The 24,141-nt window shown below is 52.0% G+C and carries 24 protein-coding genes; 7 read left to right on the top strand and 17 right to left on the bottom strand.

The window, feature by feature from the left end; genetic code table 11:
- Positions 1-70: 70 nt before the first annotated feature.
- The 5 genes from KNP06_RS03595 to cyoE are packed head-to-tail and all read right to left on the bottom strand — an operon-like array spanning position 71 to position 4,933.
- Complete coding sequence (locus KNP06_RS03595) at positions 71-400, bottom strand: cytochrome C oxidase subunit IV family protein (RefSeq protein ID WP_034777045.1); 330 nt, start codon at positions 398-400, stop codon at positions 71-73.
- Position 401: 1 nt separating this feature from the next.
- Positions 402-1,028 carry a cytochrome (ubi)quinol oxidase subunit III gene (locus KNP06_RS03590; protein WP_034777044.1) on the bottom strand — a complete coding sequence of 209 codons (627 nt, stop codon included), beginning with the start codon at positions 1,026-1,028 and terminating at the stop codon, positions 402-404.
- Entirely contained in the window at positions 1,029-2,897 is a 1,869-nt protein-coding gene (gene ctaD, locus KNP06_RS03585) for a cytochrome c oxidase subunit I (RefSeq protein ID WP_034777043.1), read from the bottom strand. It abuts the gene before it with no gap.
- Positions 2,898-2,935: 38 nt separating this feature from the next.
- Complete coding sequence (gene coxB / locus KNP06_RS03580) at positions 2,936-3,952, bottom strand: cytochrome c oxidase subunit II (protein WP_214791563.1); 1,017 nt, start codon at positions 3,950-3,952, stop codon at positions 2,936-2,938.
- A 60-nt stretch (positions 3,953-4,012) separates the two neighbouring features.
- Positions 4,013-4,933, bottom strand: coding sequence for a heme o synthase (cyoE, locus tag KNP06_RS03575; protein WP_034777042.1), 921 nt, complete (start codon positions 4,931-4,933; stop codon positions 4,013-4,015).
- A 331-nt stretch (positions 4,934-5,264) separates the two neighbouring features.
- Between cyoE and KNP06_RS03570 the strand changes: the two genes are divergently transcribed.
- A complete protein-coding gene (locus tag KNP06_RS03570) occupies positions 5,265-6,167 on the top strand; it encodes a COX15/CtaA family protein (protein ID WP_128122990.1) in 903 nt (300 codons plus the stop codon).
- A 51-nt stretch (positions 6,168-6,218) separates the two neighbouring features.
- On the opposite strand, the gene KNP06_RS03565 is transcribed toward KNP06_RS03570, so the two are convergent.
- The 4 genes from KNP06_RS03565 to KNP06_RS03550 all read right to left on the bottom strand — a co-directional run bounded on the left by KNP06_RS03565 (position 6,219) and on the right by KNP06_RS03550 (position 12,696).
- Entirely contained in the window at positions 6,219-7,574 is a 1,356-nt protein-coding gene (locus KNP06_RS03565) for a cryptochrome/photolyase family protein (protein WP_214710554.1), read from the bottom strand.
- 52 nt (positions 7,575-7,626) lie between these two features.
- Positions 7,627-11,064 (bottom strand): pyruvate carboxylase, encoded by a 3,438-nt coding sequence (locus tag KNP06_RS03560; RefSeq protein WP_138859662.1) that lies wholly within the window; start codon positions 11,062-11,064, stop codon positions 7,627-7,629.
- 31 nt (positions 11,065-11,095) lie between these two features.
- Complete coding sequence (locus KNP06_RS03555; protein WP_214710553.1) at positions 11,096-12,331, bottom strand: FtsW/RodA/SpoVE family cell cycle protein; 1,236 nt, start codon at positions 12,329-12,331, stop codon at positions 11,096-11,098.
- A gap of 86 nt (positions 12,332-12,417) precedes the next feature.
- Positions 12,418-12,696, bottom strand: coding sequence for an Fpa/YlaN family protein (locus KNP06_RS03550; RefSeq protein ID WP_021067011.1), 279 nt, complete (start codon positions 12,694-12,696; stop codon positions 12,418-12,420).
- Positions 12,697-12,868: 172 nt separating this feature from the next.
- On the opposite strand from KNP06_RS03550, the gene KNP06_RS03545 reads away from it, so the two are divergent.
- Positions 12,869-13,336, top strand: coding sequence for a hypothetical protein (locus KNP06_RS03545; protein ID WP_214710552.1), 468 nt, complete (start codon positions 12,869-12,871; stop codon positions 13,334-13,336).
- Positions 13,337-13,430: 94 nt separating this feature from the next.
- Positions 13,431-14,642 (top strand): multidrug efflux MFS transporter, encoded by a 1,212-nt coding sequence (locus KNP06_RS03540; protein ID WP_308162228.1) that lies wholly within the window; start codon positions 13,431-13,433, stop codon positions 14,640-14,642.
- A gap of 28 nt (positions 14,643-14,670) precedes the next feature.
- Here KNP06_RS03540 and KNP06_RS03535 read toward each other — a convergent pair whose 3' ends face one another.
- Positions 14,671-15,987 (bottom strand): PhoH family protein, encoded by a 1,317-nt coding sequence (locus KNP06_RS03535; RefSeq protein ID WP_214710551.1) that lies wholly within the window; start codon positions 15,985-15,987, stop codon positions 14,671-14,673.
- A 33-nt stretch (positions 15,988-16,020) separates the two neighbouring features.
- Positions 16,021-16,470, bottom strand: coding sequence for a PNPOx family protein (locus tag KNP06_RS03530; RefSeq protein ID WP_214710550.1), 450 nt, complete (start codon positions 16,468-16,470; stop codon positions 16,021-16,023).
- A gap of 112 nt (positions 16,471-16,582) precedes the next feature.
- On the opposite strand from KNP06_RS03530, the gene KNP06_RS03525 reads away from it, so the two are divergent.
- Positions 16,583-16,783, top strand: coding sequence for a YlaI family protein (locus KNP06_RS03525; RefSeq protein ID WP_128122984.1), 201 nt, complete (start codon positions 16,583-16,585; stop codon positions 16,781-16,783).
- Between the two features lie 41 nt (positions 16,784-16,824).
- Here KNP06_RS03525 and KNP06_RS03520 read toward each other — a convergent pair whose 3' ends face one another.
- Together KNP06_RS03520 and typA are read right to left on the bottom strand one after the other, a co-directional pair.
- Positions 16,825-17,169, bottom strand: coding sequence for a YlaH-like family protein (locus tag KNP06_RS03520; protein ID WP_235045181.1), 345 nt, complete (start codon positions 17,167-17,169; stop codon positions 16,825-16,827).
- A gap of 86 nt (positions 17,170-17,255) precedes the next feature.
- Positions 17,256-19,100: a translational GTPase TypA gene (gene typA, locus KNP06_RS03515; protein WP_214710549.1), complete on the bottom strand. Its 1,845-nt coding sequence runs from the start codon at positions 19,098-19,100 to the stop codon at positions 17,256-17,258.
- A gap of 163 nt (positions 19,101-19,263) precedes the next feature.
- On the opposite strand from typA, the gene KNP06_RS03510 reads away from it, so the two are divergent.
- The gene (locus KNP06_RS03510) at positions 19,264-19,440 is read left to right on the top strand and encodes a hypothetical protein (protein ID WP_034777025.1); all 177 of its coding nucleotides are present in this window, start codon (positions 19,264-19,266) and stop codon (positions 19,438-19,440) included.
- Between the two features lie 61 nt (positions 19,441-19,501).
- On the opposite strand, the gene KNP06_RS03505 is transcribed toward KNP06_RS03510, so the two are convergent.
- From KNP06_RS03505 to KNP06_RS03495, 3 genes are all read right to left on the bottom strand, one after another.
- On the bottom strand, positions 19,502-20,755 hold the full coding sequence (locus tag KNP06_RS03505) for an inositol monophosphatase family protein (RefSeq protein WP_214710548.1): 1,254 nt from the start codon (positions 20,753-20,755) through the stop codon (positions 19,502-19,504).
- Between the two features lie 79 nt (positions 20,756-20,834).
- Complete coding sequence (locus KNP06_RS03500) at positions 20,835-21,023, bottom strand: hypothetical protein (protein WP_015881266.1); 189 nt, start codon at positions 21,021-21,023, stop codon at positions 20,835-20,837.
- Positions 21,024-21,268: 245 nt separating this feature from the next.
- Complete coding sequence (locus KNP06_RS03495) at positions 21,269-21,535, bottom strand: UPF0223 family protein (RefSeq protein WP_034777021.1); 267 nt, start codon at positions 21,533-21,535, stop codon at positions 21,269-21,271.
- Positions 21,536-21,707: 172 nt separating this feature from the next.
- Here KNP06_RS03495 and KNP06_RS03490 point away from each other — a divergent pair, with 172 nt between their 5' ends.
- A complete protein-coding gene (locus KNP06_RS03490) occupies positions 21,708-23,189 on the top strand; it encodes an aminotransferase class I/II-fold pyridoxal phosphate-dependent enzyme (protein WP_214710547.1) in 1,482 nt (493 codons plus the stop codon).
- A gap of 107 nt (positions 23,190-23,296) precedes the next feature.
- Here the strand turns inward: KNP06_RS03490 and KNP06_RS03485 are convergent, their stop codons facing one another.
- Positions 23,297-23,620: a DUF3055 domain-containing protein gene (locus tag KNP06_RS03485; RefSeq protein WP_052090094.1), complete on the bottom strand. Its 324-nt coding sequence runs from the start codon at positions 23,618-23,620 to the stop codon at positions 23,297-23,299.
- A 75-nt stretch (positions 23,621-23,695) separates the two neighbouring features.
- On the opposite strand from KNP06_RS03485, the gene aac(6') reads away from it, so the two are divergent.
- Positions 23,696-24,139 (top strand): aminoglycoside 6'-N-acetyltransferase, encoded by a 444-nt coding sequence (gene aac(6') / locus KNP06_RS03480; RefSeq protein WP_214787920.1) that lies wholly within the window; start codon positions 23,696-23,698, stop codon positions 24,137-24,139.
- The last annotated feature ends 2 nt before the right edge of the window (positions 24,140-24,141 follow it).

Genomic DNA, 24,141 nt, shown 5'->3' with positions numbered 1-24,141 from the left:
TTATTTTTGAAGTAAAGCAAAAAGGACTGAATCATCTATGTTTCCACAGATGTTCAATCCTTTGTCACATTTACCAAATGAGCAAGCGAAGGGCCGCGACCGTGATGATGGCGACAAAGATGCCGAGCCACATCATTCCGACGATCCACGTGTTGCCACGGTTGTTCATATGCATGAAGATATAAAGCTGCAAGAACACTTGGATGATGGCGAGGATGATCAAGAAGCCACCTGCCGCCCACACCGGCATGAGTTCAGCGTATACGGCACCGAACGCGACGAATGTGAGCAAAATCATCATCGCGAAGCTAATCAACTGAAGTTGATACTCGCGTCTTGATTCGGCTTTTACTTCAAGCTCTAACTGTTTGTGCGTTTCGTTCATTGGTTGTTTTTCCATATTAGCTCACCATCCCTAAGAGGTAGACGATTGAGAAGATGAAAACCCATACGACGTCGATGAAGTGCCAGTACAGGCTCGACACGTAGAACTTCGGTGCGTTGTACACATCGATTGGACGGTTCCAGTTGCGAATCAACAGCGTCGTGATCCAAAGGAGACCGAACGTGACGTGTGCGCCGTGGAATCCGACGAGCGTATAGAACGCAGATCCGAACGCGCTCGATGTGAACGTGTGACCGATGTGGTAGTAGTGGATGAACTCATAAATCTCTGCTCCAAGGAATCCAGCCCCGAGGAGAAGCGTGACGACCAACCAAAACTTCATGCGGCCTGGATTGTTCGCTTTCATGTTCATCATGGCGAGAACACTTGTGAGCGAACTTGTGAGGAGGAGCATCGTCATTAAGAAGACGAGCCCCATCTCAAAGATATTGTACGAACGAAGTTCCTCTGGCGCACCAGAGTTCAGTAGACCGACGTACGTTCCGAATAGCGAGGCAAAGAGAACAGTCTCTCCACCGAGGAAGAACCAGAAGGCCACATATTTATTTTTCCCTTCCAGCGTGGCTTTCTCTGGATTGGCCGGAATACCGGTCACCGGGTGTTTTTCGACTGCATGTGCCATTTATTGGTCTCCTTTCTCACGAATCGCTTTCAAATCCGCTTCAATCTGTGATTTTGGAATATAGAAGCCATGGTCGTCGATCCATGAACGGAGGAACATCGACACGAATGTGATGAGTAATCCGATCACGATGAGTGACCAACCGACAACCGCGTTATCCATTTGGAAGATCGCTCCAAGTCCGGCGATGAAAAGACCGAGTGACATGAAGAATGGAATCAACGAGTTGTTCGGCATGTGGATGTCTGCTACTGGTTCAGCAACAGAGACCCGTTTGTTGCCCGCCATTTTCTCGAGCCAGAACGTATCGAGACCTTTGACGAGCGGTGTTTGTGCAAAGTTGTACTCTGGTGTCGGTACAGGAAGCGTCCACTCAAGTGTACGTCCATCTTCCCAGTGGTCTGGCTTGACGCGTTGCTTCGACAAGAATGCCTTGACAACAGCGACGAGCAAGATGATTGTCGATACACCCATGAAGAAGGCACCGATCGTCGACAGTAAGTTCATCGTCTCAAACCCTTGGTTAGGAAGGTATGTGAAGACGCGGCGTGGCATCCCGAACAATCCGAGGAAGTGTTGCGGGAAGAACGTCAAGTGGAACCCGATGAAGAACAACCAGAACTGCCAGTAGCCAAGCTTCTCAGAGAGCGCTTTGCCGAACATGAGCGGGAACCAGTAGTAAAGTCCTGCGAATAGACCATAGACAACCCCACCTACGATAACGTAGTGGAAGTGAGCGACAACAAAGTAACTATCGTGATACTGATAGTCGGCCGGTGCGACCGAAAGCATGACCCCTGTCATCCCCCCGACGAGGAACGATGGAATGAATGCGACCGAGTAGAGCATCGCGACGTTGAACTTGATTTGTCCGCCCCATAGCGTGAACAACCAGTTGAAGATCTTGACCCCTGTCGGAACGGCGATGGCCATTGTCGCGACAGCGAAGATTGAGTTGGCGACCGGTCCGAGACCGACCGTGAACATGTGGTGGACCCAAACCATGAATCCGAGGAAACCGATGAGCATCGTTGCGAAGACCATCGTTGTGTAACCGAACAGACGTTTACGAGCGAATGTCGGAATGATTTCCGAGAAAATACCGAACGCAGGGAGTATCAAGATGTATACTTCCGGGTGTCCGAAGATCCAGAAAAGGTGTTCCCAGATGACGACGTTACCGCCGGCTGCCGGATCAAAGTAGACGGCACCGAACAAGCGCTCGAACATCAACATGAACAAGCCGACTGTGAGCGGCGGGAACGCGAAGACGATCAACGCCGAAGCGACGAACGTCGTCCACGTGAAGAGCGGCATCCGCATGAGTTTCATGCCTGGTGCACGCATGTTCAAAATCGTGACGAGGAAGTTAATCCCGGCCATGAGTGAACCGAAACCTGAGATTTGAAGACCTAGGGCGTAGAAGTCGACCCCTGATGCTTCAGGTTGTGTCGAGAGCGGCGCGTACGCCGTCCACCCTGCGTTCGGTGCAGCGCCGAAGAACCAGCTAAGGTTCAGCATGACACCACCGAAGAAGAACAACCAGAAACCAAGTGAGTTAATGAACGGGAACGCGACGTCGCGTGCCCCGATTTGTAGCGGAACGACGGCGTTCATAAATCCGAATAGCATCGGCATGGCCGCTAGGAAGATCATCGTCGTCCCGTGCATCGTGATCAATTGGTTGAACGTTTCGCCGCTGACGAAGTCGTTCATCGGACGAACGAGTTGCCAACGAATAAGTAAAGCTTCAATTCCACCGAGAAGGAGGAAGAAGATTCCTGAGAACAAATACAAAATACCGATTTTTTTGTGGTCAACCGTCGTAACCCAATCCATGATGCCATTGTATTTACGCGGTTGCTGCATAGCAGTGGTCTGTGCCACGTGAAATCCCCCTTTTCCCGTTAGTCAATCTTCTGATCGTACAAGAAGTCAACGAGTGCATCTAACTCTTCATCACTGATTTGGCCTTCACCGAAGCCAGGCATGAGCGCGCCTTGTTTCAATTCTTGTGGGTCGCGAATCCATTCTTTCAACTTCTCTTCGTTGTTTTCGAGGTAGCCCGCCAACCATTCGCGATCACCAAAGTTCGTCAAGCTCGGCGCGACTTTCCCGCCACCGTGACAGCTCAAGCAGCTCTCGACGTACACGGCTTCGCCTGTCGTCAAGTTTTGGTTATCTGCAACGAGGTTTTCTGTGTTTGCGTCCTGCTGTGCTTTCATGTCTTCGAGCCATTGGTCGTACTCTTCTTGCTCGAGTGCGATGACTTTGAAGTCCATGAGTGCGTGTGAAGGTCCGCAAAGCTCGGCACATTTCCCGTAGAACGTACCTGGTTCATTTGCATGCAACCACATTTCGTTATCAAGGCCTGGGTTCGTATCCGTCTTACCTGACAAGGCCGGTACCCAGAACGAGTGAATGACGTCTTTCGATGTCAAGTTGATGCCGACACGCTTACCGACTGGGATGACGAGTTCTTGACCCGTGACCACGCCTGCGTTCGGATATTCAAATTCCCACCAGTAAAGGTTGGCCGTGACATTGATTTCTTCTTCTTTTTTCGCTTCTTTCGCTTTCGCGAGCTCGACTGTCGTCGTGATCGTCGGAACAGCGAGAATGATCAATAAAATGATTGGAACGACTGTCCAAATCATCTCAAGCGTGCTGCTTCCTTCGACTTGCTTCGGAATCGATTCATCTTTCCGACGGAATTTCATGAGCACGTACACGTAAATAATCGTTACGATGACAAGTACAAAGAGCATGATTGCCAAACTGATGAGAATGATGCGAAGCTGAATCTCAGCTCCTTCTCCCATCGGCTTCAATGCAGACAATCCCTCTACGCCGCACCCTGATAACAGTAGTGCGAACATCATCATCGGGACGATGCCAAACAGAAGCTTCTTAAATGATTTCACAACAATCCCCACTTTCTCCCAAAATGATGTGCAATGGTTTCTATATAGTGAGTGCGACTATCAAAGTGCCGTCAATACCAGCGTGACAATCCACACGACTAAATAAATCAATGAATAAAAGAACATTTTGTTTGCCCACTTGATCTCATCTTCGGCCTTGAAACCTTTCAAGCCGAGATATAACCAGTAGCCCCCAAGACCGGCCGCGACGATCACGTAGATCAAACCGTAATGCAAGAACAAGAGCGACGCTGGAATGAGTGTCGCGATCCACCAAATGATTTGTCGCTTGGTGATCGCAAAGCCGTTGACGACCGGTAGCATCGGAATGCCGGCCGCTCGATACTCCTCGACACGCCGCATGGCGAGCGCGAGGAAGTGTGGCGGTTGCCACAAGAACATGACGAGGAACATGAGCCACGCATCGATATGAAGCGCGGGATCGATGGCTGCCCAACCGATGAGCGGCGGTACCGCTCCGGAGATGCTGCCGACGACCGTGTTCAACGTGTGCGTTCGTTTAAGCCACATCGTATAAATGACGACATAAAAAAATGCCCCGATTAAACCGAAGACTGCTGCCACATACGACACGATCAATAAGAGCAATGTCCCGATCGCGAGTTGCGTTAATCCAAGGAGCAAAATCCGTTCTCCCGAAATTTTCCCGGTGACACTTGGTCGGTTGTCTGTACGTCCCATCAAGTAATCGATATCACGGTCCACGAAGTTGTTTAGGTAACAACTCCCGGAGATGACGAGCGCGCTTCCTAACATCGTTAATAAGAGTTGTGGCCAAACTTCAAACAAATAAAGTACTGGCGTATCACTCTGATATGTTGCTGCTACAAAGAAACCGGCGAACACCAACAAAAGATTGGCGCGGACGATTCCCATTTTTGCCAGAGCAACATAGTCGCGGAACGAAGCGGATTCTGTATATTCTACTTCTGCCATTGTCCCTGGGTTGACTTTTGTCATACTGACCCCCCTACTAATCACGAAATCCTCGTATTCTTTTCACAGAAAAAACACAATATGAACAAAGTTCACTTAACTCATAACAAAGATACCATATTTTCAAAGAGAATACGTCGTTTATGCTTGTAAAATAGCTAGTTTTTTGTGACAGACGTGTGATAATTGTCACAGTAAAAACGCTACGCTAATACTAGAATAACGATTTTGATAGCGATTGCAAGCTTTTCCGTTTCGTTTTTACGACGTAAAGCCGTATAATAAGTATGACGAAAAAAATATAAACTGACAAGGCATAATTCTAGTGATTTTTCTCAAAAGCAGGTGGAAACGAATGCATAAAAAACTCGCACTATTTTCAGCACTCGTCACGCTCGGGATGATGCTCGTTCTCATCATGGGTGGAACCGTGACGAAGACCGACTCCGGCGACGGGTGCGGTACAGACTGGCCGCTCTGCCACGGGAAACTGATTCCGACGAATCCGAGCGTCGAGACGATGATTGAGTACAGTCACCGTGTCGTCTCCGGCATCGAAGGACTCCTCATCATCGCATTGACGGTTTGGACGTTCGCGGTCGTCAAGAACCGCTATGACGTCAAAGTGTTCGCGTTCCTCGCGTTCATCTTTATGCTCATCCAGTCCATCATCGGCGCCGGTGCGGTCATCTGGCAACAGTCGGACGCGATTCTCGCGCTCCACTTCGGCATCTCGCTCGTCTCGTTCGCGTCGCTTCTCATTTTGACGATTCTCTTGTTCGAAGGAGAACGCGTACATCGGGCCGTCTCCGAACGATTGAAGATTCACCTTTACGGCTTGACGATCTATACGATGGTCGTCGTCTACACGGGTGCTTATGTCCGTCACCTCGGCGCGACGTATGCGTGCGTGGGCTGGCCGGTATGTAGCCAAGACGTCTGGACGTTCGAGTCGTACGTCCAAATGGGACACCGGATCATGGCGGGACTGCTCGTCTTCTATACGCTGTACGTGTTGTACTTGGCGCGACGGGAGACGAATCGACTCGTCGAGACCGGGATGTGGGCGTCCTTGTTCTTCATCTTACTCCAAGTCGGCACGGGGGCGTGGATTGTCCTTGGGGGACATGCCACATACGTACCGCTCCTCCACGCGTTCTTGATTACCTGCTATTTCGGGATTGTCTCGTACTTGGCATATCATGCGTATCGGAGTCAGAAGCAGACGACCGCGTCCGCTCGACAAAAATCAGTTTAATCGAACATACGAAAAGGAGCGACGTTCATCGCTCCTTTTTTCTATGCCTATTTACTGTGCATCCTTGAACCGTTCGAGCGCTCGGGCCCGCGCTTCCTTATGGTCAACGATTGGGTCGATGTATCCGTTCCGCTCGCTGAGGTCGGGAAAGTGAATCGACTTTTTGTCGAGGTCGGCGAGTTCAGGCACATACTTCCGAATGAACGTCCCTTCGGTATCAAACTTCTCGGATTGCGTCGTCGGATTGAAGATGCGGAAGTACGGAACCGCATCCGTCCCGACCGAGGCGGCCCATTGCCAGCCGCCAATATTCGAGGCCGCCTCGTAGTCAATCAGTTTTTGTTCGAAATAGCGTTCCCCTTTTCGCCAGTCGATCAATAAATGTTTCGATAAGAACGAGGCAACGATCATCCGAAGCCGGTTGTGCATCCAACCTGTCTCGTTCAGTTGCCGCATCGCCGCGTCGACGATTGGGTAACCCGTCTTCCCATCACACCACGCCTGAAAGTTCTCGGCATCGTCTTCCCAGTCGAGGCGCTTATACTTGTCGTTGAACGGACGGTCTTTCAGTCCCGGGAATTGAACCATGATCATATAATAAAATTCGCGCCATAACAGCTCATCGTAATACGTGTCGCGTCCGCTCGATTTCGGCGCCGACAGCACCGCTTCCGCCACGGTGCGGATCGACAACACCCCGGTCCGTAGATATGGAGAGAGCCGGCTCGTGCCGGCGATCGCCGGGATATCGCGGTCCTCATCGTAGGCGTCGATCCGGTTGGCGACAAAGTCATGCAAGCGTCGTTTCGCGGCCGCTTCTCCGAGCGCTTTCCACGAACGCTCGCACCGGTCGAACTGACGCCGTAACTCAGCAGGCACGACATGTTCGGTCGCGACGAGTTGCTTCAGCGCTGTCACATCGACATCATACGGTGCGGGCGGCGTTTCGGCGTAGGCCGCCTTTTTGAACGGCGTATACACTTTGTACGGGTCGCCGTCTTTTTTCGTGAACGCGTTCGGGGCAAACAAATGCCGATCGAGCAGACGGATGACTTTGACGTCTTGCCCGAGCGCCTCGATGACGGCATCGTCGCGCTGCTTGAACGGTTCAACATACTCGGCGTTGAAGTACAGCGTGTCAAACTGACCGAGCGCTTCGACGAACGCTTCGGCCGTGTCGGCGACGATGACACGCAGGCCGAGGCCGTTCTCCTTGAGCTCACCCATAAATTGTCGCATCGTCGCGAAAAAGTAATCGTGCCGGGTCTCGAACGGCTCGCAATAGTTCGGATTGAGCCAAAAGACGAACTCCAATTCATCGCCTGAAGCAGCGTCTTTCAATACCCGGTGTAACATATGATTATCAGTCAATCGAAAATCCGATCGAAACCAACAGACTCGTCTCATCTCTCCCACTCCTATCTAAAAAAGAAGCATAGCCGCGCTATGCTTCTTTCCATTATACAAACTCAATCAATAAGTCGTCACTTTGGATTGTGTCGCCTTCTTTAATATGGACCGCTTTGACTTCTCCGTCTTGCGCGGCTTGGACCGTCGTCTCCATCTTCATCGCTTCCGTGACGAGGAGCTGTTCCCCGCGATGGACACGGCTACCAGGTTCGACGAGCACTTTCAACACCGATCCCGGCATCGAAGCACCGACTTGTTTCGGGTTCGTCCGATCAACTTTCGGTCGGCTCGTCGTCGCCGACTTCACGTTCACGTCTTTGATTTCGATTTCACGCGGTACCCCGTTCATCTCATACGAGACAAGACGGATACCGTCCTCGTTCGCCGCACTGATTTGAACGAGTTTGATGATGAGCGTCTTCCCGGTCTCGATCTCGACTTGAATCGTCTCTCCGACGTTCAAGCCGTAGAAGAACGTTAACGTGTCGAGGACGGATACATCGCCATACGTCGTCGAATGGGTGACGTAATCCTCGAACACTTTCGGATACAACGCGTTCGAGAGCAGTTCGAAGTCCGTCACCGGGCGCTCGAGCTTCTCGAACAACTTCGTCTGCGCCGCCTTGAAATCATACGGTTCGATCAGTTTACCCGGACGTACGTCGAGCGGTTTTTCGCCTTTCAAGATGGCTTGTTGCACGTCTGTCGGGAATCCGCCTGGAGGCGTTCCGAGCTCACCGCGCATCATTTCGACGACCGAGTCTGGGAAGTCGAGTTGGTGACCCCGCTCGACCACATCTTGTTCGTTCAAGTTATGTTGGACCATGAACAGTGCCATGTCCCCGACAACTTTTGACGACGGCGTCACTTTGACGATATCGCCGAACAACATGTTGACGCGGGCGTACATCGCCTTCACTTCGCTCCAACGGTCGCCTAACCCGACCGCTTTCGCTTGTTGTTGCAAGTTTGAATACTGACCGCCCGGCATCTCATGCTCATAAACCGATGGGTTCGAAGCACGCATGTCGCTTTCGAACGGCTCATAGTTATGACGCACGTCTTGCCAGTAGTCGCTGATGACCTCGTAATGCTTCGCATCGATTTTCGGTTGACGTTCATGGTGATCGAGCGCATAAATCAAGCTGCCGCCTGAAGGTTGTGACGTCATGCCTGACATCGAGCTCGCAGCCACGTCGACGATGTCGACGCCCGCATCCGTCGCCCGGGCATACGTGAAGATTCCGTTGCCGGAAGCGTCATGCGTGTGCAAGTGGATCGGCAAATCGACGGCATCTTTCAAGGCTGAGACGAGCGCGTATGCCGACTCTGGCTTGAGCAGACCGGCCATGTCCTTGATGGCAAGGATGTGGGCCCCGCTCGCTTCGAGTTTCTTCGCCAAATCGACATAGTACGGCAAGTGGTACTTCGGACGGTTGCCATCGTACAGGTCGCCTGTATAACAAACGGCCGCTTCCGCGACTTTTCCTGTCGGTAAGGTCGCGTCGATCGCAAGTTGAATCGACTCGAGGTTGTTCAAGCTGTCGAAGATCCGGAACACGTCGACACCCGCATAGGCCGCCTCATGGACGAACTGTTCGATGACGTTGTCGGCATAGTTTTTATACCCGACCGCGTTGGCGCCGCGAAGCAACATTTGAATCAAGACGTTCGGCATTTTCTCGCGGAGCCGCATGAGGCGAACCCATGGGTCTTCCGAGAGGAAACGATAGGCGACGTCGAACGTGGCCCCGCCCCATGCCTCGACCGAGAATAACTCTGGCATGAGTTTACTCGTCGGTTCGGCGATATTGACGATGTCTTGTGTCCGCATCCGCGTCGCAAGAAGCGACTGGTGCGCGTCTCGCATCGTCGTATCCGTCAACAACAGTTCAGGTTGACGTTTGATCCAATCGGCAAGGCCGTCCGGACCGAGCTCCGTCAAAATCTGTTTCGTACCTGGTTTGGCTTCAGCCGGAAGGTCTTGCGGAATCCGGACCGAGCGGCTAATCGGCTTATCTTTCAATCCGACACCCGGGAATCCATTCACGGTGACGTCGCCGATATAGTTGAGCAACTTCGTTCCGCGGTCTTTCCGTTTCGGGAAGACGAACAATTCTGGCGTCTCGTCGATGAACGACGTGTTGTAGTCACCGCTGATGAAGTTCTGGTGCTTCATCACGTTAATCAAGAACGGAATGTTCGTCTTGATGCCGCGAATCCGGAACTCGTTCAAGTTACGGACCATTTTCGAAGCCGCCTGTTCGAACGTCATGCCGTGTGTCGACAGCTTCACGAGAAGCGAGTCATAATACGGCGAGATCTCGGCTCCGACGTAAGCGTTCCCGCCGTCGAGTCGGACCCCGAAGCCGCCCGGAGAGCGGTACGCCATAATTTTGCCCGTGTCCGGCATAAAGTTGTTGCCCGGGTCTTCTGACGTGACACGTGACTGGATCGCGTAACCGAGCAATTTGATGTCTTCTTGTTTCGGCATATGGATGACGTCGCCGTGGAGCGACTCGCCTTGCGCGATCATGAGCTGGGTCTGCACGATATCGAAGCCGGTCACCATCTCTGTGATCGTGTGCTCGACTTGGATGCGCGGGTTGACCTCGATGAAGTAGAACGACTCGTCTTCCGTGACGAGGAACTCGACCGTCCCGGCGTTGATGTAGCCGACGTGACGCATGAGCTTAACCGCCGCGTCACAAATCGCTTGGCGCGATTCCTCAGACAACGTCACACACGGTGCGACCTCGACGACTTTTTGATGTCGACGTTGGACCGAACAGTCACGTTCGAACAAATGAATGATGTTACCGTGATCGTCCCCGAGAATCTGAACCTCGATGTGTTTCGGACGCTCCACTAATTTTTCTATGTACACTTCGTCTGAACCGAACGCTTGCTTCGCCTCTGACTTGGCACGTTCAATCAAATCTTTCATCTCGGCTTCCGTACGGATGACACGCATCCCGCGGCCGCCTCCGCCCATCGCCGCTTTGACCATGAGTGGGAACCCGTGCTCGTTCGCAAACTCGAGCGCGTCTTCGTATGATGTGAGCGGTCCGTTTGAACCTGGAATGACCGGGAGTCCGGCCGCGATCGCACTTTGACGGGCCCGAACTTTATCCCCGAACGCATGAAGATGCGATTCATTCGGACCGACGAAGATGATACCTTCTTCGCGGCAACGACGTGCGAGCTCGATGTTCTCAGATAAGAAACCGTATCCTGGGTGAATCGCGTCAGCCCCCGACTGTTTCGCGATTCGAATCACGTCCTCGATATCGAGATAGGCGTCAATCGGCTTTTTATCGAGACCGATCAAATATGCCTCGTCCGCTTTAAAGCGGTGTAACGAGCCGCTGTCTTCTTGTGAATAAACGGCGACTGTGCGCATTCCTAGTTCGGTGGCTGCCCTAAATACACGAATGGCGATCTCTCCACGGTTGGCAACAAGTAATTTGCTAATTGGTTTCAACATAAATCCCCCCATTTAAGTAGTTCGAACCTTCTTACCTGACAACATGTAACGATGAACCTTGCACGTTTTCGGCTGACTTCTCACGAATCTCAGCCCGTCTTGTCGCTTCCCGGTGCCGGTTTCGCATCGAGATGCTGCTGAGCACTCCGAGAATGCCCATCGTCATGATGAGTGACGTCCCGCCGTAACTGACGAGCGGAAGCGTGACCCCCGTCCCCGGGAACCAGCCCGACATCGCCCCGATATTGATCCCGGTTTGGACCATGATTTGGGCAGCGATGCCGAATGAGACGAACATCGCGAAGTGACTATCGCTATGGTTAGCGATATTGACGGCGCGGAACGCGATGAAAAAGAGCAGGACGAGGACGACGACGACACCGACAAAACCGAGCTCTTCCGCGATGATGGACATGATGTAGTCCGTCTCCGGTTCGGGCAGATACCCATACTTCTGATAACTGTTGCCGAGACCGACACCGGTCAACCCACCATGTACAATCGAGATGATCGACATGAGCAATTGATGGCCATAGCCTTCAGGATCCATGAACGGATTGAAGACGACCTCAATCCGACTGCGCTGGTTTTCCGAGAAGATTGTCGTGAACATCAAATAGACGGCCCCGATCCCAGCGATCACCGATGGGATGATGATTCGGAGCGGCGCCCCAACGGCGAGCCACATGAGGAACATGATGGCGCCAAGGACGAACAGCCCTCCCATATCCGGTTGCCCGTTGATGGCGATCGCATACGGGAGAAAGAAATAGATGACGGGAATCACGAAGAAGGCACCGGCTTGGGCCCGTAATCTTTTTTTCGTGATCGCAGCTCGCCCGAGTCGTCCCGGCAACCCTTTCAGTTCATTGTTCCACAGTTGGTGATAATAGTTCGCGAGCAATAAAATCAACACGAACTTGGCAATCTCGACCGGTTGCACCGTGAATCCGCCGATGATGAGCCACGCTCGTGCCCCGTTGAGTGGTGGCATCGCCCACGTGACGAACAAGAGGACGACCGACACGAGGTAGAGACCGTACAAAATATTTGGTTTTCTAAAGTTCTCATAGCGGAACATCGTCGCAATCAAGTAGACGACAATCCCGAGTCCGGCGTAGAAGAGTTGCCGATAGAACAAACCGCTGTTCGCGTAATCCCCGCGATTCCATACGCTCGCACTGTAAATCATGATCGAGCTGATTCCGACAAGCATGAGCACCGCAATGAACAGTGAGAAATCAAAGTACCGAAACCGAGTTTTCATGTTTTCACTTCCTTATGTACAACAATCCTTGACCCATTATAAAAAAATACTCAAACAGCGCCGCTTGCACAGTTTGAGTATAAGGTTCATAAATCTGAAGCTTCCGCGAGGGCGGACAGCTTTTGTTCCAATGAATCGAGCAGTCCTTTACCTTCAATGTCTGAAATGAGTCCAAGACGGACCGCAAAATCAATTTGGCGTGATAGACCGAACATATGTGTATCAAGCACCTCTTCATAAAGCGGGCACTTCGGCATTTTTAGGTTTTCTAACTGCACTTCAATCAAACAACGGATTTTTTCAGCGTCTGCCTCTAATAGTTGAAGCGCTTGCTCCCGTTGGACTGCAGCCAAATTTGTCGCCACTACGACCCCTCCTCCGTACAATGACAGACTGTTTGTCATAACTCAACTGTACATTATATTTCATCATAATTCAATGAACAGTCTGGATTCACTACGAGTTTCTCGCAGTTTCCCTTTTTCCCCGGAAGAGCTGTATAATGTACAGTGTATCGTGAATAAAGGGGGCGTATCAATGATTTTTCCACTAGACGGAGCGGTTCGTCACGCGTTGACGATCGACCCGACCGTATGGATTTTCGACGACCGCAAGCGGAACATCGAGGAACTCGACCGCGCGGTTGAGAATGATAATGAAGCGTATTATGCCAAGATGGGGAAGGCATGGGACGACGGCTTGACACAAGGGACACGTGTCGACCACAATAAACCGATGACTCGGGCCGATAAAGACGCGGCGCTTCGCGACTCGTTCGCGATGCCGTTCGCTCCGTTCCTGCAAAACGCTGAACCAATTACTACGGCGACACACGTCAGCTTTTATGGGGAATCGGTGCTCACGCTACCAATCAATGAGGCGCGCACCGTCTATCTACAGTTCTCGAAGGACGGGAAAGTGCTCACGGACGGCCCGGTATACGTCTTGCATCATCAGCAAGTTTTGCGCGGCGTCCACCATATCGCAGTGCGAACAGAAGCTTGATCGAGAAGGCCATAGCGCCTTCTCATTTTTTTGGACTTTTTACTTCACAAAGTGTAACATATAGGTTATGGAAAAACTTCATGTTTGAAAGGTCGTGACGCTTACGTATCCTTTATGGAAGAAAAACTTAATCATCGTTTGGATCGGTAGCTTTTTGACGGCGGCCTCGATGAGCCTCGTCTTACCGTTCCTCCCCTTATTTATCGAAGAGCTCGGGGTCACGAATCCCGATCACGTCGTCACCTGGTCAGCCGTCGCTTTCGGGGCCACGTTCCTCGTGGCCGCCATCGTCTCCCCGCTCTGGGGAAGGCTCGCCGACCAAAAAGGCCGCAAGCTGATGCTCATTCGGGCAAGTCTCGGCATGGCCGTCGTGATGACGCTCATCAGTTTCGTCCAAGACGTGTATCAACTCGTCGGACTTCGGCTCCTCATGGGCGCCGTCTCCGGATTCATCTCGGCGGGGATCACTCTCGTCGCTTCACAAACCCCAAAAGAGAAAAGTGGCTGGGCGCTCGGTACCTTGTCGACCGGTGGCATCACCGGCGGACTCCTCGGTCCATTGATTGGAGGACTCCTCGCCGACTGGATTGGGCTTCGACCCGTTTTTCTCTTGACCGGCAGTGCTCTAATTATCACGTTCATCATCACACTCGTGTTCGTCAAAGAGGACTTCGTCCCGGTGGCGCGCGAACGGCTAGACTCGACCAAATCGATCATCGCCTCGCTCCGCCATCCGCAACTGATCTTAAGTCTCTTTTTAACGACTTTTTTAATCACTTTCTCGACGCAGTCGGTCGGTCCGTTACTGACACTGTATGTCCGGGAATTGAACCCGTATACGACATCGCTCGCCTTTATTGCAGGCATCGTCGCCTCGGCACCGGGCGTGGCCGCGCTCATTTCCGCACAGCGGCTCGGGCGGCTATCGGACCGGTACGGGGCTGAACGCATCTTGTTTTGGGCGCTCATCGTCTATAGTGCCTTCTTGATTCCACAGGCGTTCGTGACGTCGACGACGCAACTCGTCGTGTTGCGATTCGGCCTCGGTTTCGCCACCGCGGCGCTCATGCCGTCCGTGCAGTCGCTTTTGCGACAACACACGCCGAGCCGAGCGGCCGGGCGCATCTTCTCTTATAATCAGTCGGCCCAGTTCATGGGTAACCTGCTCGGACCGTTGTTCGGGTCTCAAGTCGTCGCGCATTTCGGGTTCTCCGCCCTCTTCATCGTGACCGGTTTGATTATGTTGACGAACGCCTTGCTCGAAAAATCGAACGTGCAAGTGGCACTTCATCCGAATACGAAATAAACGCCGAGCAGCCGCTCGGCGTTTTTCATTATAGTAAATCGGCTGCCAACCGGGCGAGCGACGAGCGCTCCCCTTTGATGAGTTGGACGTGGCCGAATACGTTTTGCCCTTTGAACCGTTCGACGGCGTACGTGAGACCGTTCGAATATTCATCCAAATAAGGGTGATCGATTTGATACGGGTCGCCGACGAGGACGATTTTCGAATTCTCCCCGACGCGGGTCAGGATCGTCTTGATTTCGTGTTTCGTCAAGTTCTGGGCCTCATCGATGATGATGAACTGGTCCGGCATGCTGCGGCCACGGATATACGTGAGCGCCTCGAGCTGAATCGATTTGATGCCGGCCAAGATGTTCCCGAGCTCGTCTTTCGAATTGGCATTAAACAAAAACTCTAAGTTATCGTAAATCGGTTGCATCCAAGGCCGCAGTTTTTCTTCCATCTCCCCCGGCAAGTAGCCGATATCGTTCCCCATTGGGACGACCGGACGGGCGACGACGAGCTTATTGAAACGACGCTCGTCTTCCACGAGCGACAACCCGGCCGCAAGCGCGAGAAGTGTCTTCCCGGTTCCGGCTTTCCCGAGCAACGTCACGAACGGGATATCGTCGCGAAGCAACAAGTCGAGTGCCATCCGCTGTTGGACGTTGCGCGGATGGATGCCCCAGACGTGTTCGACGTCTAGGGAGAGCGGACGAAGGATCGGTTGCAGCGCATCGACGACCGCGACTGCGCTCGCTTTCGAGACGTTGCTTTTTAAAACGACGAATGAATTCGGGTACAGTTGATTTTTCGTCAACGCAGACAGCGGTAGCTGTCGGACTTTGTAAAATTCATCGATGACGGCTTGATCGACCTCGATCTCCCGGTAGCCGGCATATAGGTTCGTCGTATCGACGATATGGTCGGTCAAATAGTCTTCGGCTTCAATACCGATCGCGTCCGCCTTGACGCGGACAAGTATATCTTTCGAGACGACGACGACTTTACGGGTCCGGTCGTGCTCGTATTGTTTCACCAGGCCGAGCGCCACGGTCAAAATGCGGTTATCGTTCGTCATGACGTCGAACGGGAAATCGACGGTATGTTCATGGCCGATCTCGACGAACAAGTGACCGCCATTCTCGAGCGGCACCCCGTCATGTAGTTTCCCGGTCGTGCGGAGTTGGTCGAGTACACGCGCCGTCTCACGGGCGTTACGTCCGACCTCGTCCATATTGCGTTTTTTGCCGTCAAGCTCTTCTAATACGATGGCGGGGATGACGACATCGTGCTCATCGAATTGGAACAAGGATAGTGGATCGTGTAAGAGTACGTTCGTATCGAGCACATACGTTTTTTTCATAGACTTTGCCGCCCCTCGAAAATAGGATGGTGATCAAGAATTCAAACTCTCCTTGACTTCACGGTCCAGCTTTTCTGCTGCTTCGACATCGTACGTCTTGACGATGCCCGGTTGTCCATATGTCGCCCCGTAAAAGGAGACGTTACGGACTTCTTCAACGTGCCCTTCAAAAAAGCGAAGGTGTAACGTCGGCTTCACGCTCGGCTCGAACTCGTGTACGTGTGACAGGGCGATGCTGTAGGCAAGTCCTCCTTCAAGAAAGATGAGACTCGCTGTCTTCTCCTGCGAGAGCAACGTGATCACATGCGAATTTTTCGTCAAGGCGAAACGTATCGTTACTTCATTCGGCGCTTGCACCCAGCTGATCGCATGGGTGATCGGCCACCGTTTCGGTTCGTCAAATGTGATTAAAAATGTCAATGGCATATCATTCAACGTACCTTGTTGTGCCTTTGAGAGTTCGAACGCGGCTTTGCTCGCCATATACTCCCCTCCTCCCGAACGGGTATACGAAATGGATTCGCCCTTACAAACCTCTTTCCCTGCTTTTCTCTCCTGAAATCATGCTATAATTAACGAAGAGGAAGGTGAGACCATGCGCGTAAAGTGCTCTCTTTGTGACAAAATCGATACGATTGATTCGTGGTCGTTCGAAGCGAAACGACTTCGTAATAAACCTGCTAAAACGTATATGTGCCAGACGTGTCAAGAACGCATCACCGCGCGAACCGCGGAACGTGTCGCGACCGGCCAATTCCACCTATATCCATCGTTCCGGCAAAAACGGAGATGGTAATCAAAAATGGACGTATCGCCCGAGGGCGTTACGTCCATTTTTTAATGTGATTCGATGCCTTGTCGACGGTTCCACCAGAGGCGACCCCGGTAGATTGCCAAGACGACAGCCATGACAAGGAGAACTTCTGGAATCGGCCATGTGAAGAAGACGAGCGCCATCGTGCCTGCACCGAGTGCGAGCAACATATAGACGACGAGTGACTTCCACCACGTCAATTGTTTCGCAAAACCTAATTTAAACACGAGTATTGTCAATAAGATGACCGTGATGATTAACGCGTTGAACCCGACCGAGAAGTCGTTCGCGTCACTGCCGACGCCAAGTAGCGAGGCAATCCACGGCACATCGATTTGTGTGATGTCCATCGTTTGAGAAGCTTTCAAGCTGATAATCCCCCTTTATTTCCTACACAACCATTCTACACTATCCAAAACAAAAGGGAACGCCTAGGCGCTCCCTTTTTTCCGACTTATTCTTTACCAAGTTTACGACGCTTGTCAGCTTTCTCGCGCTCGTTCTTGTTCAAGACTTTTTTACGGAGACGGATCGACTCCGGCGTGATTTCACAGTACTCGTCATCGTTCAAGAACGTGAGCGATTCTTCGAGTGAGAAGACGCGTGGACGTTTCAAGACTTGTGTCGAGTCTTTTGATGAAGCACGCATGTTCGTCAACTGTTTCCCTTTGACGGCGTTGATGGCGAGGTCGACGTCACGGTTACATTCACCGATGATCATGCCCTCGTATACATCTGTACCTGGCTCGATGAAGATCGTTCCACGGTCTTCAAGGGCACCGATCGAGTAAGCCGTCGACTTACCAGGTTCGATACAAACCATTACACCGCTGCGGCGGCCGCCGATGTCAGCAGAGATGAACGGACGGTACTCTTCGAACGTGTGGTTCAAGATTCCGTATCCGCGTGTCGCTGACAAGAACTCGTTACGATATCCGATGAGGCCACGTGAAGGAACGATGAATTCCATACGTGTTTGACCGTTGTCGTTCGTGTTCATGTTGGCAAGTTCACCTTTACGGAGACCGATTGATTCCATGACTGAACCCGTGTACTCTTCTGGGACGTCAACGATAACGCGCTCGAACGGTTCGATCTTCGTACCATCTTCGTCTTCACGGATGATAACTTGTGGTTTCGAAACTTGAAGTTCGTAGCCCTCACGACGCATGTTCTCGATCAAGATCCCGAGGTGAAGCTCACCACGTCCTGATACGATCCATTGGTCAGGAGAATCTGTGTTCTCGACACGGAGTGAAACGTCCGTCTCAAGTTGTTTCATCAAACGCTCTTCGATTTTACGTGCCGTCACGAAATCGCCTTCGCGCCCTGCGAATGGAGAGTTGTTCGTCATGAAACGCATTTGAAGTGTTGGCTCATCGATGCGAAGGAGCGGAAGTGGCTCTTCTTTACCGACTGGCGTGACCGTCTCACCGACGTTGATATCTTCCATCCCGGCGATGGCGATCAAGTCACCAGCTTTGGCTTCTTCGATTTCAACACGTTTGAGGCCGAAGTAACCGAACAATTTAGTGACGCGCAATTGTTTGATTGATCCGTCTGTTTTGCAAAGTGAGACTGACTCGCCAACTTTGATTTTCCCACGGAAGACGCGACCGACACCGATCCGGCCAAGGTAGTTGTCATAGTCGAGCATCGTGACTTGGAACTGAAGCGGCTCATCCGAGTTATCGATTGGTGCCGGTGTGTTCTCAAGAATCGTGTCGAGCACGTATGTGATTGTATCTTCTTGCTTCTCTGGATCAGGATCGAACGAACTTGAACCGCTGACAGCAGACGTATAGACGACAGGGAATTCAAGTTGATCTTCATCTGCTCCAAGGTCGATCAACAAATCGACAACTTCATCGACAACGTCGAGTGGGCGTACCATCGGCTTGTCGATTTTGTTAACGACAACGATTGGACGGAGACCTTGGTCGAGTGCTTTCTTCAATACGAAACGCGTTTGTGGCATGCAGCCTTCACGTGCATCGACGACGAGGATAACGCCGTCAACCATACGCATGATCCGCTCAACTTCACCACCGAAGTCGGCGTGACCTGGTGTATCAACGATGTTGATGCGTGTATCTTTATAATCGATTGCCGTGTTTTTCGCGAGAATCGTGATTCCGCGCTCACGTTCGATGTCGTTCGAGTCCATGGCGCGTTCTGCGACCATTTCGTTTGTCCGGAAAGTACCAGACTGTTTCAATAATTCATCGACAAGCGTTGTTTTACCGTGGTCAACGTGGGCGATGATGGCTACGTTCCGAAGGTTAGTTCTTACATTCATGTAGTTAGTCCTCTCTTATTTAAAAAAGTTTCATCTTTTATTCAACTTTAAGAGTATAGCACACGTCCTACCACCTTTGTCGAGTGTTATCAACTGTTAACGTTTCCAAACGCATCATTTTTGACTACAATAAAGAAGACTAGAGAAAAAAGGGGGAATCTCCATGCAACTCATGTTCGTTTTAATCGCGACCGCGGTCGTCGCCGGTTTCGTCGGCATCGGAATTGGGGTGGCCGAAGGAAGTGCCGCCATCATCATCGGCAGTCTCGCCTTGAGCGGCATCGCCACGTTCTTCGGTATCAACTTACGCCGTCGCGTCCTCTCTGACCGACGTCCATAACAGAAGGCCCGGGCGAAGCGCCCGGGCCTTGTTTATGAGCTTGTTCTTCTGTCTGACACGCTTATAAGTCGCGTGTCAGACAGATGCGGTCACGCAAGGCGAGCCCGTCCTCTTCGATTGGCGGATAACCATGATTCGGGAAGTAGTCGCGCTCGACCGAGTCGAAGCGGAAGCCAGCTTGTTGATAAAATCGCAACTGGACGATGCTCGAGTTGCCCGTACAGACGAGCATCTGCTTCGCACCGCTTTGCTCGGCCCGACGAATTGCGTCTTGGAGCAGCCGTTGTCCGATCGTCTGGTTTTGCCGCTCCGGCTTGACGGCGATATTGACGAGCTCGAGCAGCGTTTCACTGCGCCGCACCAACATGTACGCTCCGACGCGTTCTCCGCCGAGCGTCGCTTCATATGTCTCCCCCGCTTCATACTGTTCACGCACCATCGCCTCGTTCGGATTGGCCAAGACGAGCAAGTCCCGGACACGGTCGTAGGAGCCGTTGATCTCAATCTGAAGATCAGGTCTCACTTCCGGCGCCGCCCCTTTGGCGATGACATAGTGTTTGACGACATCTTTGACGAACGTCTCGCTACCGGCAAGGACCGACGTCTTCCCGTCATAACGGACCGGCTCCCCGTAAATTGAGACGACTCTGCCTCCGACTTCCTCGACGAGCAGTTTTCCAGCCGCATAATCCCACGGCATATTCCGCATCGTGATGTACCCATCGACCCGACCCGCGGCGAGCCACGCGAGTTCGAGCGACGCGGCGCCATGGGCCCGCGTGCCGACCGAGTCGCGCACGATTGGAGCGAGTACTTCCGGAGCGATTTGCTGATTCGGCGTGACCCAAGTCGCGTTCATACTCAGGAAGGCGTCACGGACATGATGTTCTTGGATGGCCGGAAGCTTACGACCGTTCAGCGTCGTCCCAACGCCGCGACGCGCCACGAACAGCTCATCCGCCATCACATCATAGACGAAGCCGTATTCGACGACCCCATCGATCATGACGGCCACTGAGATGGCGAACATGCGCTTCTGATGGATGAAGTTCAACGTCCCATCGATCGGATCGACAAACCAGACCGTTCCGGACAAGTCGTCCGGCCCTGTCGAGATCCCTTCTTCCCCGATAATGTGATGCTCGGGGTACGTTTCACGGATACGGTCGACAATCAACTGTTCGACGGCTCGATCGATTTCTGTGACCAAATCCCCTTTACCTGTCTTTCGTTCGATGCGATAGCTCTCATCGATTTTTTGCCGAATATATTCCCCTGCTTGTTTAATCAAGTCAATAGCGAACCATTCCAACATGTTTATCACCTCTACTATGTATTGTACCAAACAAAAACCAGTATCCGCATGGAATACTGGTTGAATGAGTGGTTGTGGGTCAGGCTTCGAGACGCAAAAGTTCTTGGCGATATTTCTCTAACCGATGCTTGCTAGCCTGGACAGTGGCATCGTCTTGTGACGCCATCGCATCGAAGAGAGTTGCCAATTCATAATCAATCTCTAAGCGCAGCACCGGAATCCGTTTTTCTGCGTCTTTTCTTTTGAATGCCTCGATCACTTGTTTCATGAGATGCCACACTCCTTTAGTTGGGCTACAAGTTACGGTTTAGTGAGTTGAATTGAGTATATCAGATGAGATTCAAAAAGGAAAGATAATTGTCTGACTATTTTGAATTTTTTATCTTAGTGAGTATATTCCCATTTCAACTGACGCTAAACCTGAAATAACTGTTAATAATATGTACCCTATTTAAAAGACAAATAACAAAAAAGCATGAGAAAACTGTTCTGTTCTCCCATGCTTTCCAGCAGTTACAATTTTATAATCTTTGCATTTGATTTTAGGGCCGCTTGGACCGTACGATAGGTAGAGTATCCGGTCTGTTCGTCGTGCACGGCGCTCAGTTGTTTTTCTTCTGATTTCGATGTCACGATTTGTTTGAACGACCGATACGCATCCAAAAACGTTTCGCGGTCGACACCGCCTTCATTGGCAAGGGCGACTTGATTATAGAACTCGACGACTTCTATGAGCTCATCAGTCGTCCAGTCCGGATTAATCGGATAGTTGATTTGCATATTCTTCACCTCGACAACCATTGTATCAACAAAAAAAACTATTGCAAGTTGGGATAGAAATCACTATAGTTTTTTTGTTGCATTGTTTTTTAAAACGAAACGTCTAAAATGACATGAGATTGAACCTAAACCGACAACCCATATACACACTGCTATCAAGGAGGACTTACTATTGAAACTTAAAGGTGCTACACAGCTCGAGACACCGCTCTTTGACACGTTGCTCACGCACGTGGACACGAATCCGATCGCATTCCACATCCCAGGCCATAAAGGCGGGAAAGGAATGGACCCTGAGTTCCGCGACTTCATCGGCGAGAACGCTTTGAAGATCGACCTGATCAACATCGCCCCGCTCGATGACCTTCATCATCCGAAAGCGGCGATTGCCGAGGCCGAGCGCCTCGCAGCCGAAGCGTTCCATGCCGACGAGACGTTCTTCTCAGTTCAAGGGACATCAAGTGCCATCATGGCAATGATCATGGGCGTCGTCGGACCGAACGAGAAGATCATTGTGCCGCGCAACGTCCATAAATCTGTTATGTCCGCGCTCGTCTTGACCGGGGCCCACCCTGTCTTCATTCACCCTGAATATGATGAGACATACGGAATCGCCCACGGAATCACGGCAAGTGCCGTCGAACGCGCCCTCGAGATGCACCCTGACACGAAAGCCGTCCTCGTCATCAACCCGACTTACTTCGGGATCGCTGGTGATTTAGAACGGATCGTCTCCGTCGCCCATGCCCAAGACGTACCTGTCCTCGTCGATGAGGCACACGGTGTCCACTTGCCGTTCCACGACGAACTCCCGCTCTCGGCGATGCAGGCCGGCGCGGACGTCGCGGCAACGAGTGTGCACAAACTCGGCGGCTCGATGACCGGGAGTTCCATTTTGAACGTCCGCCGCGGACTCGTCTCACCAGAACGGATTCACGCGATGCTCTCGATGATCACGACGACATCGACGTCTTATCTTCTCCTCGCGTCGCTCGATGCGGCCCGTCGCCAATTGGCGACGAAAGGAGAGTCGATGAACGAACGTGCCCTCACGCTCGCACGTACGGCTCGTACGGCCATCGACAACATGCCGCACTTGTCGGTCTACGGTCACGCCGAACTTCATTCAGAGTCGACGTACGCGCTCGACGAGACGAAAATCCTCGTCTCGGTCCGCGAGCTCGGGATCACCGGCTTTGAAGTCGAGAAGTACTTGCGCGAGACGCACCGCATCGAAGTCGAGATGTCAGATCTGTTGAACGTCTTGTTCATCGTGACGAGCGCCGACGACGAGTCGACGATTCAAGCGTTGATTGACGGGATGCGTGACGTCGTATCGGTCTACGACCAGTCTGGAAACGATTCATTGTCAATCATGCTCCCTGAGATTCCGCCACTCGCGCTCAGCCCGCGTGACGCCTTCTACGAGGAAACGGAGACGATTCCACTCGAGAACGCCGTCGGACGCATCTCAGCCGAGTTCATCATGGTATATCCACCAGGAATCCCAATCATTATTCCGGGAGAGCTCATCACGACATCGACGCTCGAATATATTATGGCCAACATCGAGGCCGGTCTACCGGTCCAAGGTCTAGAAGACGAGTCGCTCCAAATGATTAAAGTCATCCAACAAACAAAAGCTATCCGCTAAGACGAAAGCGAGCCGGTCCAATGGACCGGCTCGCTTTGTGTAATCAGAAGAAAAGGTGGCTTATGATGATCGAATTGCTTCCCCTACGTTCCATTATAAGAAAACGCTTACATTTTTTCAAGGGGTGAATTTTCAGTTTGGTTGGATTCAGTCTCATTTTCAGTTAGACAAAGGCGTAAAAACTCGGCGACGTGTCCGGTGTCTCGCAAGGCGATGCCGAGCATCGGATAGAGCTGTCTCGGTTCTTCGAGCGCATGGACGTCAAGAAGGGCAGACTGTCCGGTCTGCATGCAGACGACGAGCACTTTCCCCATAAATTGATGTGTGTACACAAAACCGAAATCATAACGTGACGTCTCTGTCTCGATGCCCGTGAATCGGACGCGGCTCGTCTCAGAGACGGTGTATAACAATTCTTCATCGAACGCCATCATCATTCCCTCCTTTCTCACTTCATTCTTTATTTTCCTTTATACTGAACGTACGAAACATAAGGAGGACGACTGATGAAGATTCGAAAAGCGAATGAACAAGATTGCCTTGTCCTGGTAGCTCTCATGCGACAACTATGGCCAGACGCCCCCGTTGCTGAACTGACCCCTGAGGTCCGGCTCGGGATCCGCTCCGGCAAGATGCACTATTTTATCGCGGAAACGGATGAACCGGTCGGATTTTGTCAGCTCAGCTTCCGTCATGACTATGTCCCTGGCACCTCCACCTCCCCGACCGCGTTTATAGAAGGGATTTACGTCGTCGAAGCCGCGCGGCAGCAGGACGTGGCGACACGCCTCGTCGAAGCGCCCTCCGCGTTCGCCCGGTCGAACGGATGCGACGAGCTCGCTTCGGATACGGAAATCGAAAACGTCGGCAGCCAACAATTCCATGAACGGATCGGCTTTCGAGAAGTCGAACGGACCGTTCATTACGTGAAAAAGCTCTCTCGCGAGTAAGC

This window comes from Exiguobacterium sp. s21, assembly GCF_018617975.1.
Lineage (GTDB): Bacteria > Bacillota > Bacilli > Exiguobacteriales > Exiguobacteriaceae > Exiguobacterium > Exiguobacterium mexicanum_A.
This window is presented reverse-complemented; position numbering and strand designations above follow the sequence as displayed.

Excerpts from the sequence above, each read along its gene's own strand:
- KNP06_RS03595 (WP_034777045.1), bottom strand. The coding sequence starts at position 400 with ATGGAAAAACAACCAATGAACGAAACGCACAAACAGTTAGAGCTTGAA.
- KNP06_RS03590 (WP_034777044.1), bottom strand. The coding sequence starts at position 1,028 with ATGGCACATGCAGTCGAAAAACACCCGGTGACCGGTATTCCGGCCAAT.
- ctaD (WP_034777043.1), bottom strand. The coding sequence starts at position 2,897 with ATGCAGCAACCGCGTAAATACAATGGCATCATGGATTGGGTTACGACG.
- cyoE (WP_034777042.1), bottom strand. The coding sequence starts at position 4,933 with ATGACAAAAGTCAACCCAGGGACAATGGCAGAAGTAGAATATACAGAA.
- KNP06_RS03570 (WP_128122990.1), top strand. The coding sequence starts at position 5,265 with ATGCATAAAAAACTCGCACTATTTTCAGCACTCGTCACGCTCGGGATG.
- KNP06_RS03565 (WP_214710554.1), bottom strand. The coding sequence starts at position 7,574 with ATGAGACGAGTCTGTTGGTTTCGATCGGATTTTCGATTGACTGATAAT.
- KNP06_RS03560 (WP_138859662.1), bottom strand. The coding sequence starts at position 11,064 with ATGTTGAAACCAATTAGCAAATTACTTGTTGCCAACCGTGGAGAGATC.
- KNP06_RS03555 (WP_214710553.1), bottom strand. The coding sequence starts at position 12,331 with ATGAAAACTCGGTTTCGGTACTTTGATTTCTCACTGTTCATTGCGGTG.
- KNP06_RS03545 (WP_214710552.1), top strand. The coding sequence starts at position 12,869 with ATGATTTTTCCACTAGACGGAGCGGTTCGTCACGCGTTGACGATCGAC.
- KNP06_RS03535 (WP_214710551.1), bottom strand. The coding sequence starts at position 15,987 with ATGAAAAAAACGTATGTGCTCGATACGAACGTACTCTTACACGATCCA.
- KNP06_RS03530 (WP_214710550.1), bottom strand. The coding sequence starts at position 16,470 with ATGGCGAGCAAAGCCGCGTTCGAACTCTCAAAGGCACAACAAGGTACG.
- KNP06_RS03525 (WP_128122984.1), top strand. The coding sequence starts at position 16,583 with ATGCGCGTAAAGTGCTCTCTTTGTGACAAAATCGATACGATTGATTCG.
- typA (WP_214710549.1), bottom strand. The coding sequence starts at position 19,100 with ATGAATGTAAGAACTAACCTTCGGAACGTAGCCATCATCGCCCACGTT.
- KNP06_RS03510 (WP_034777025.1), top strand. The coding sequence starts at position 19,264 with ATGCAACTCATGTTCGTTTTAATCGCGACCGCGGTCGTCGCCGGTTTC.
- KNP06_RS03505 (WP_214710548.1), bottom strand. The coding sequence starts at position 20,755 with ATGTTGGAATGGTTCGCTATTGACTTGATTAAACAAGCAGGGGAATAT.
- KNP06_RS03500 (WP_015881266.1), bottom strand. The coding sequence starts at position 21,023 with ATGAAACAAGTGATCGAGGCATTCAAAAGAAAAGACGCAGAAAAACGG.
- KNP06_RS03495 (WP_034777021.1), bottom strand. The coding sequence starts at position 21,535 with ATGCAAATCAACTATCCGATTAATCCGGACTGGACGACTGATGAGCTC.
- KNP06_RS03485 (WP_052090094.1), bottom strand. The coding sequence starts at position 23,620 with ATGGCGTTCGATGAAGAATTGTTATACACCGTCTCTGAGACGAGCCGC.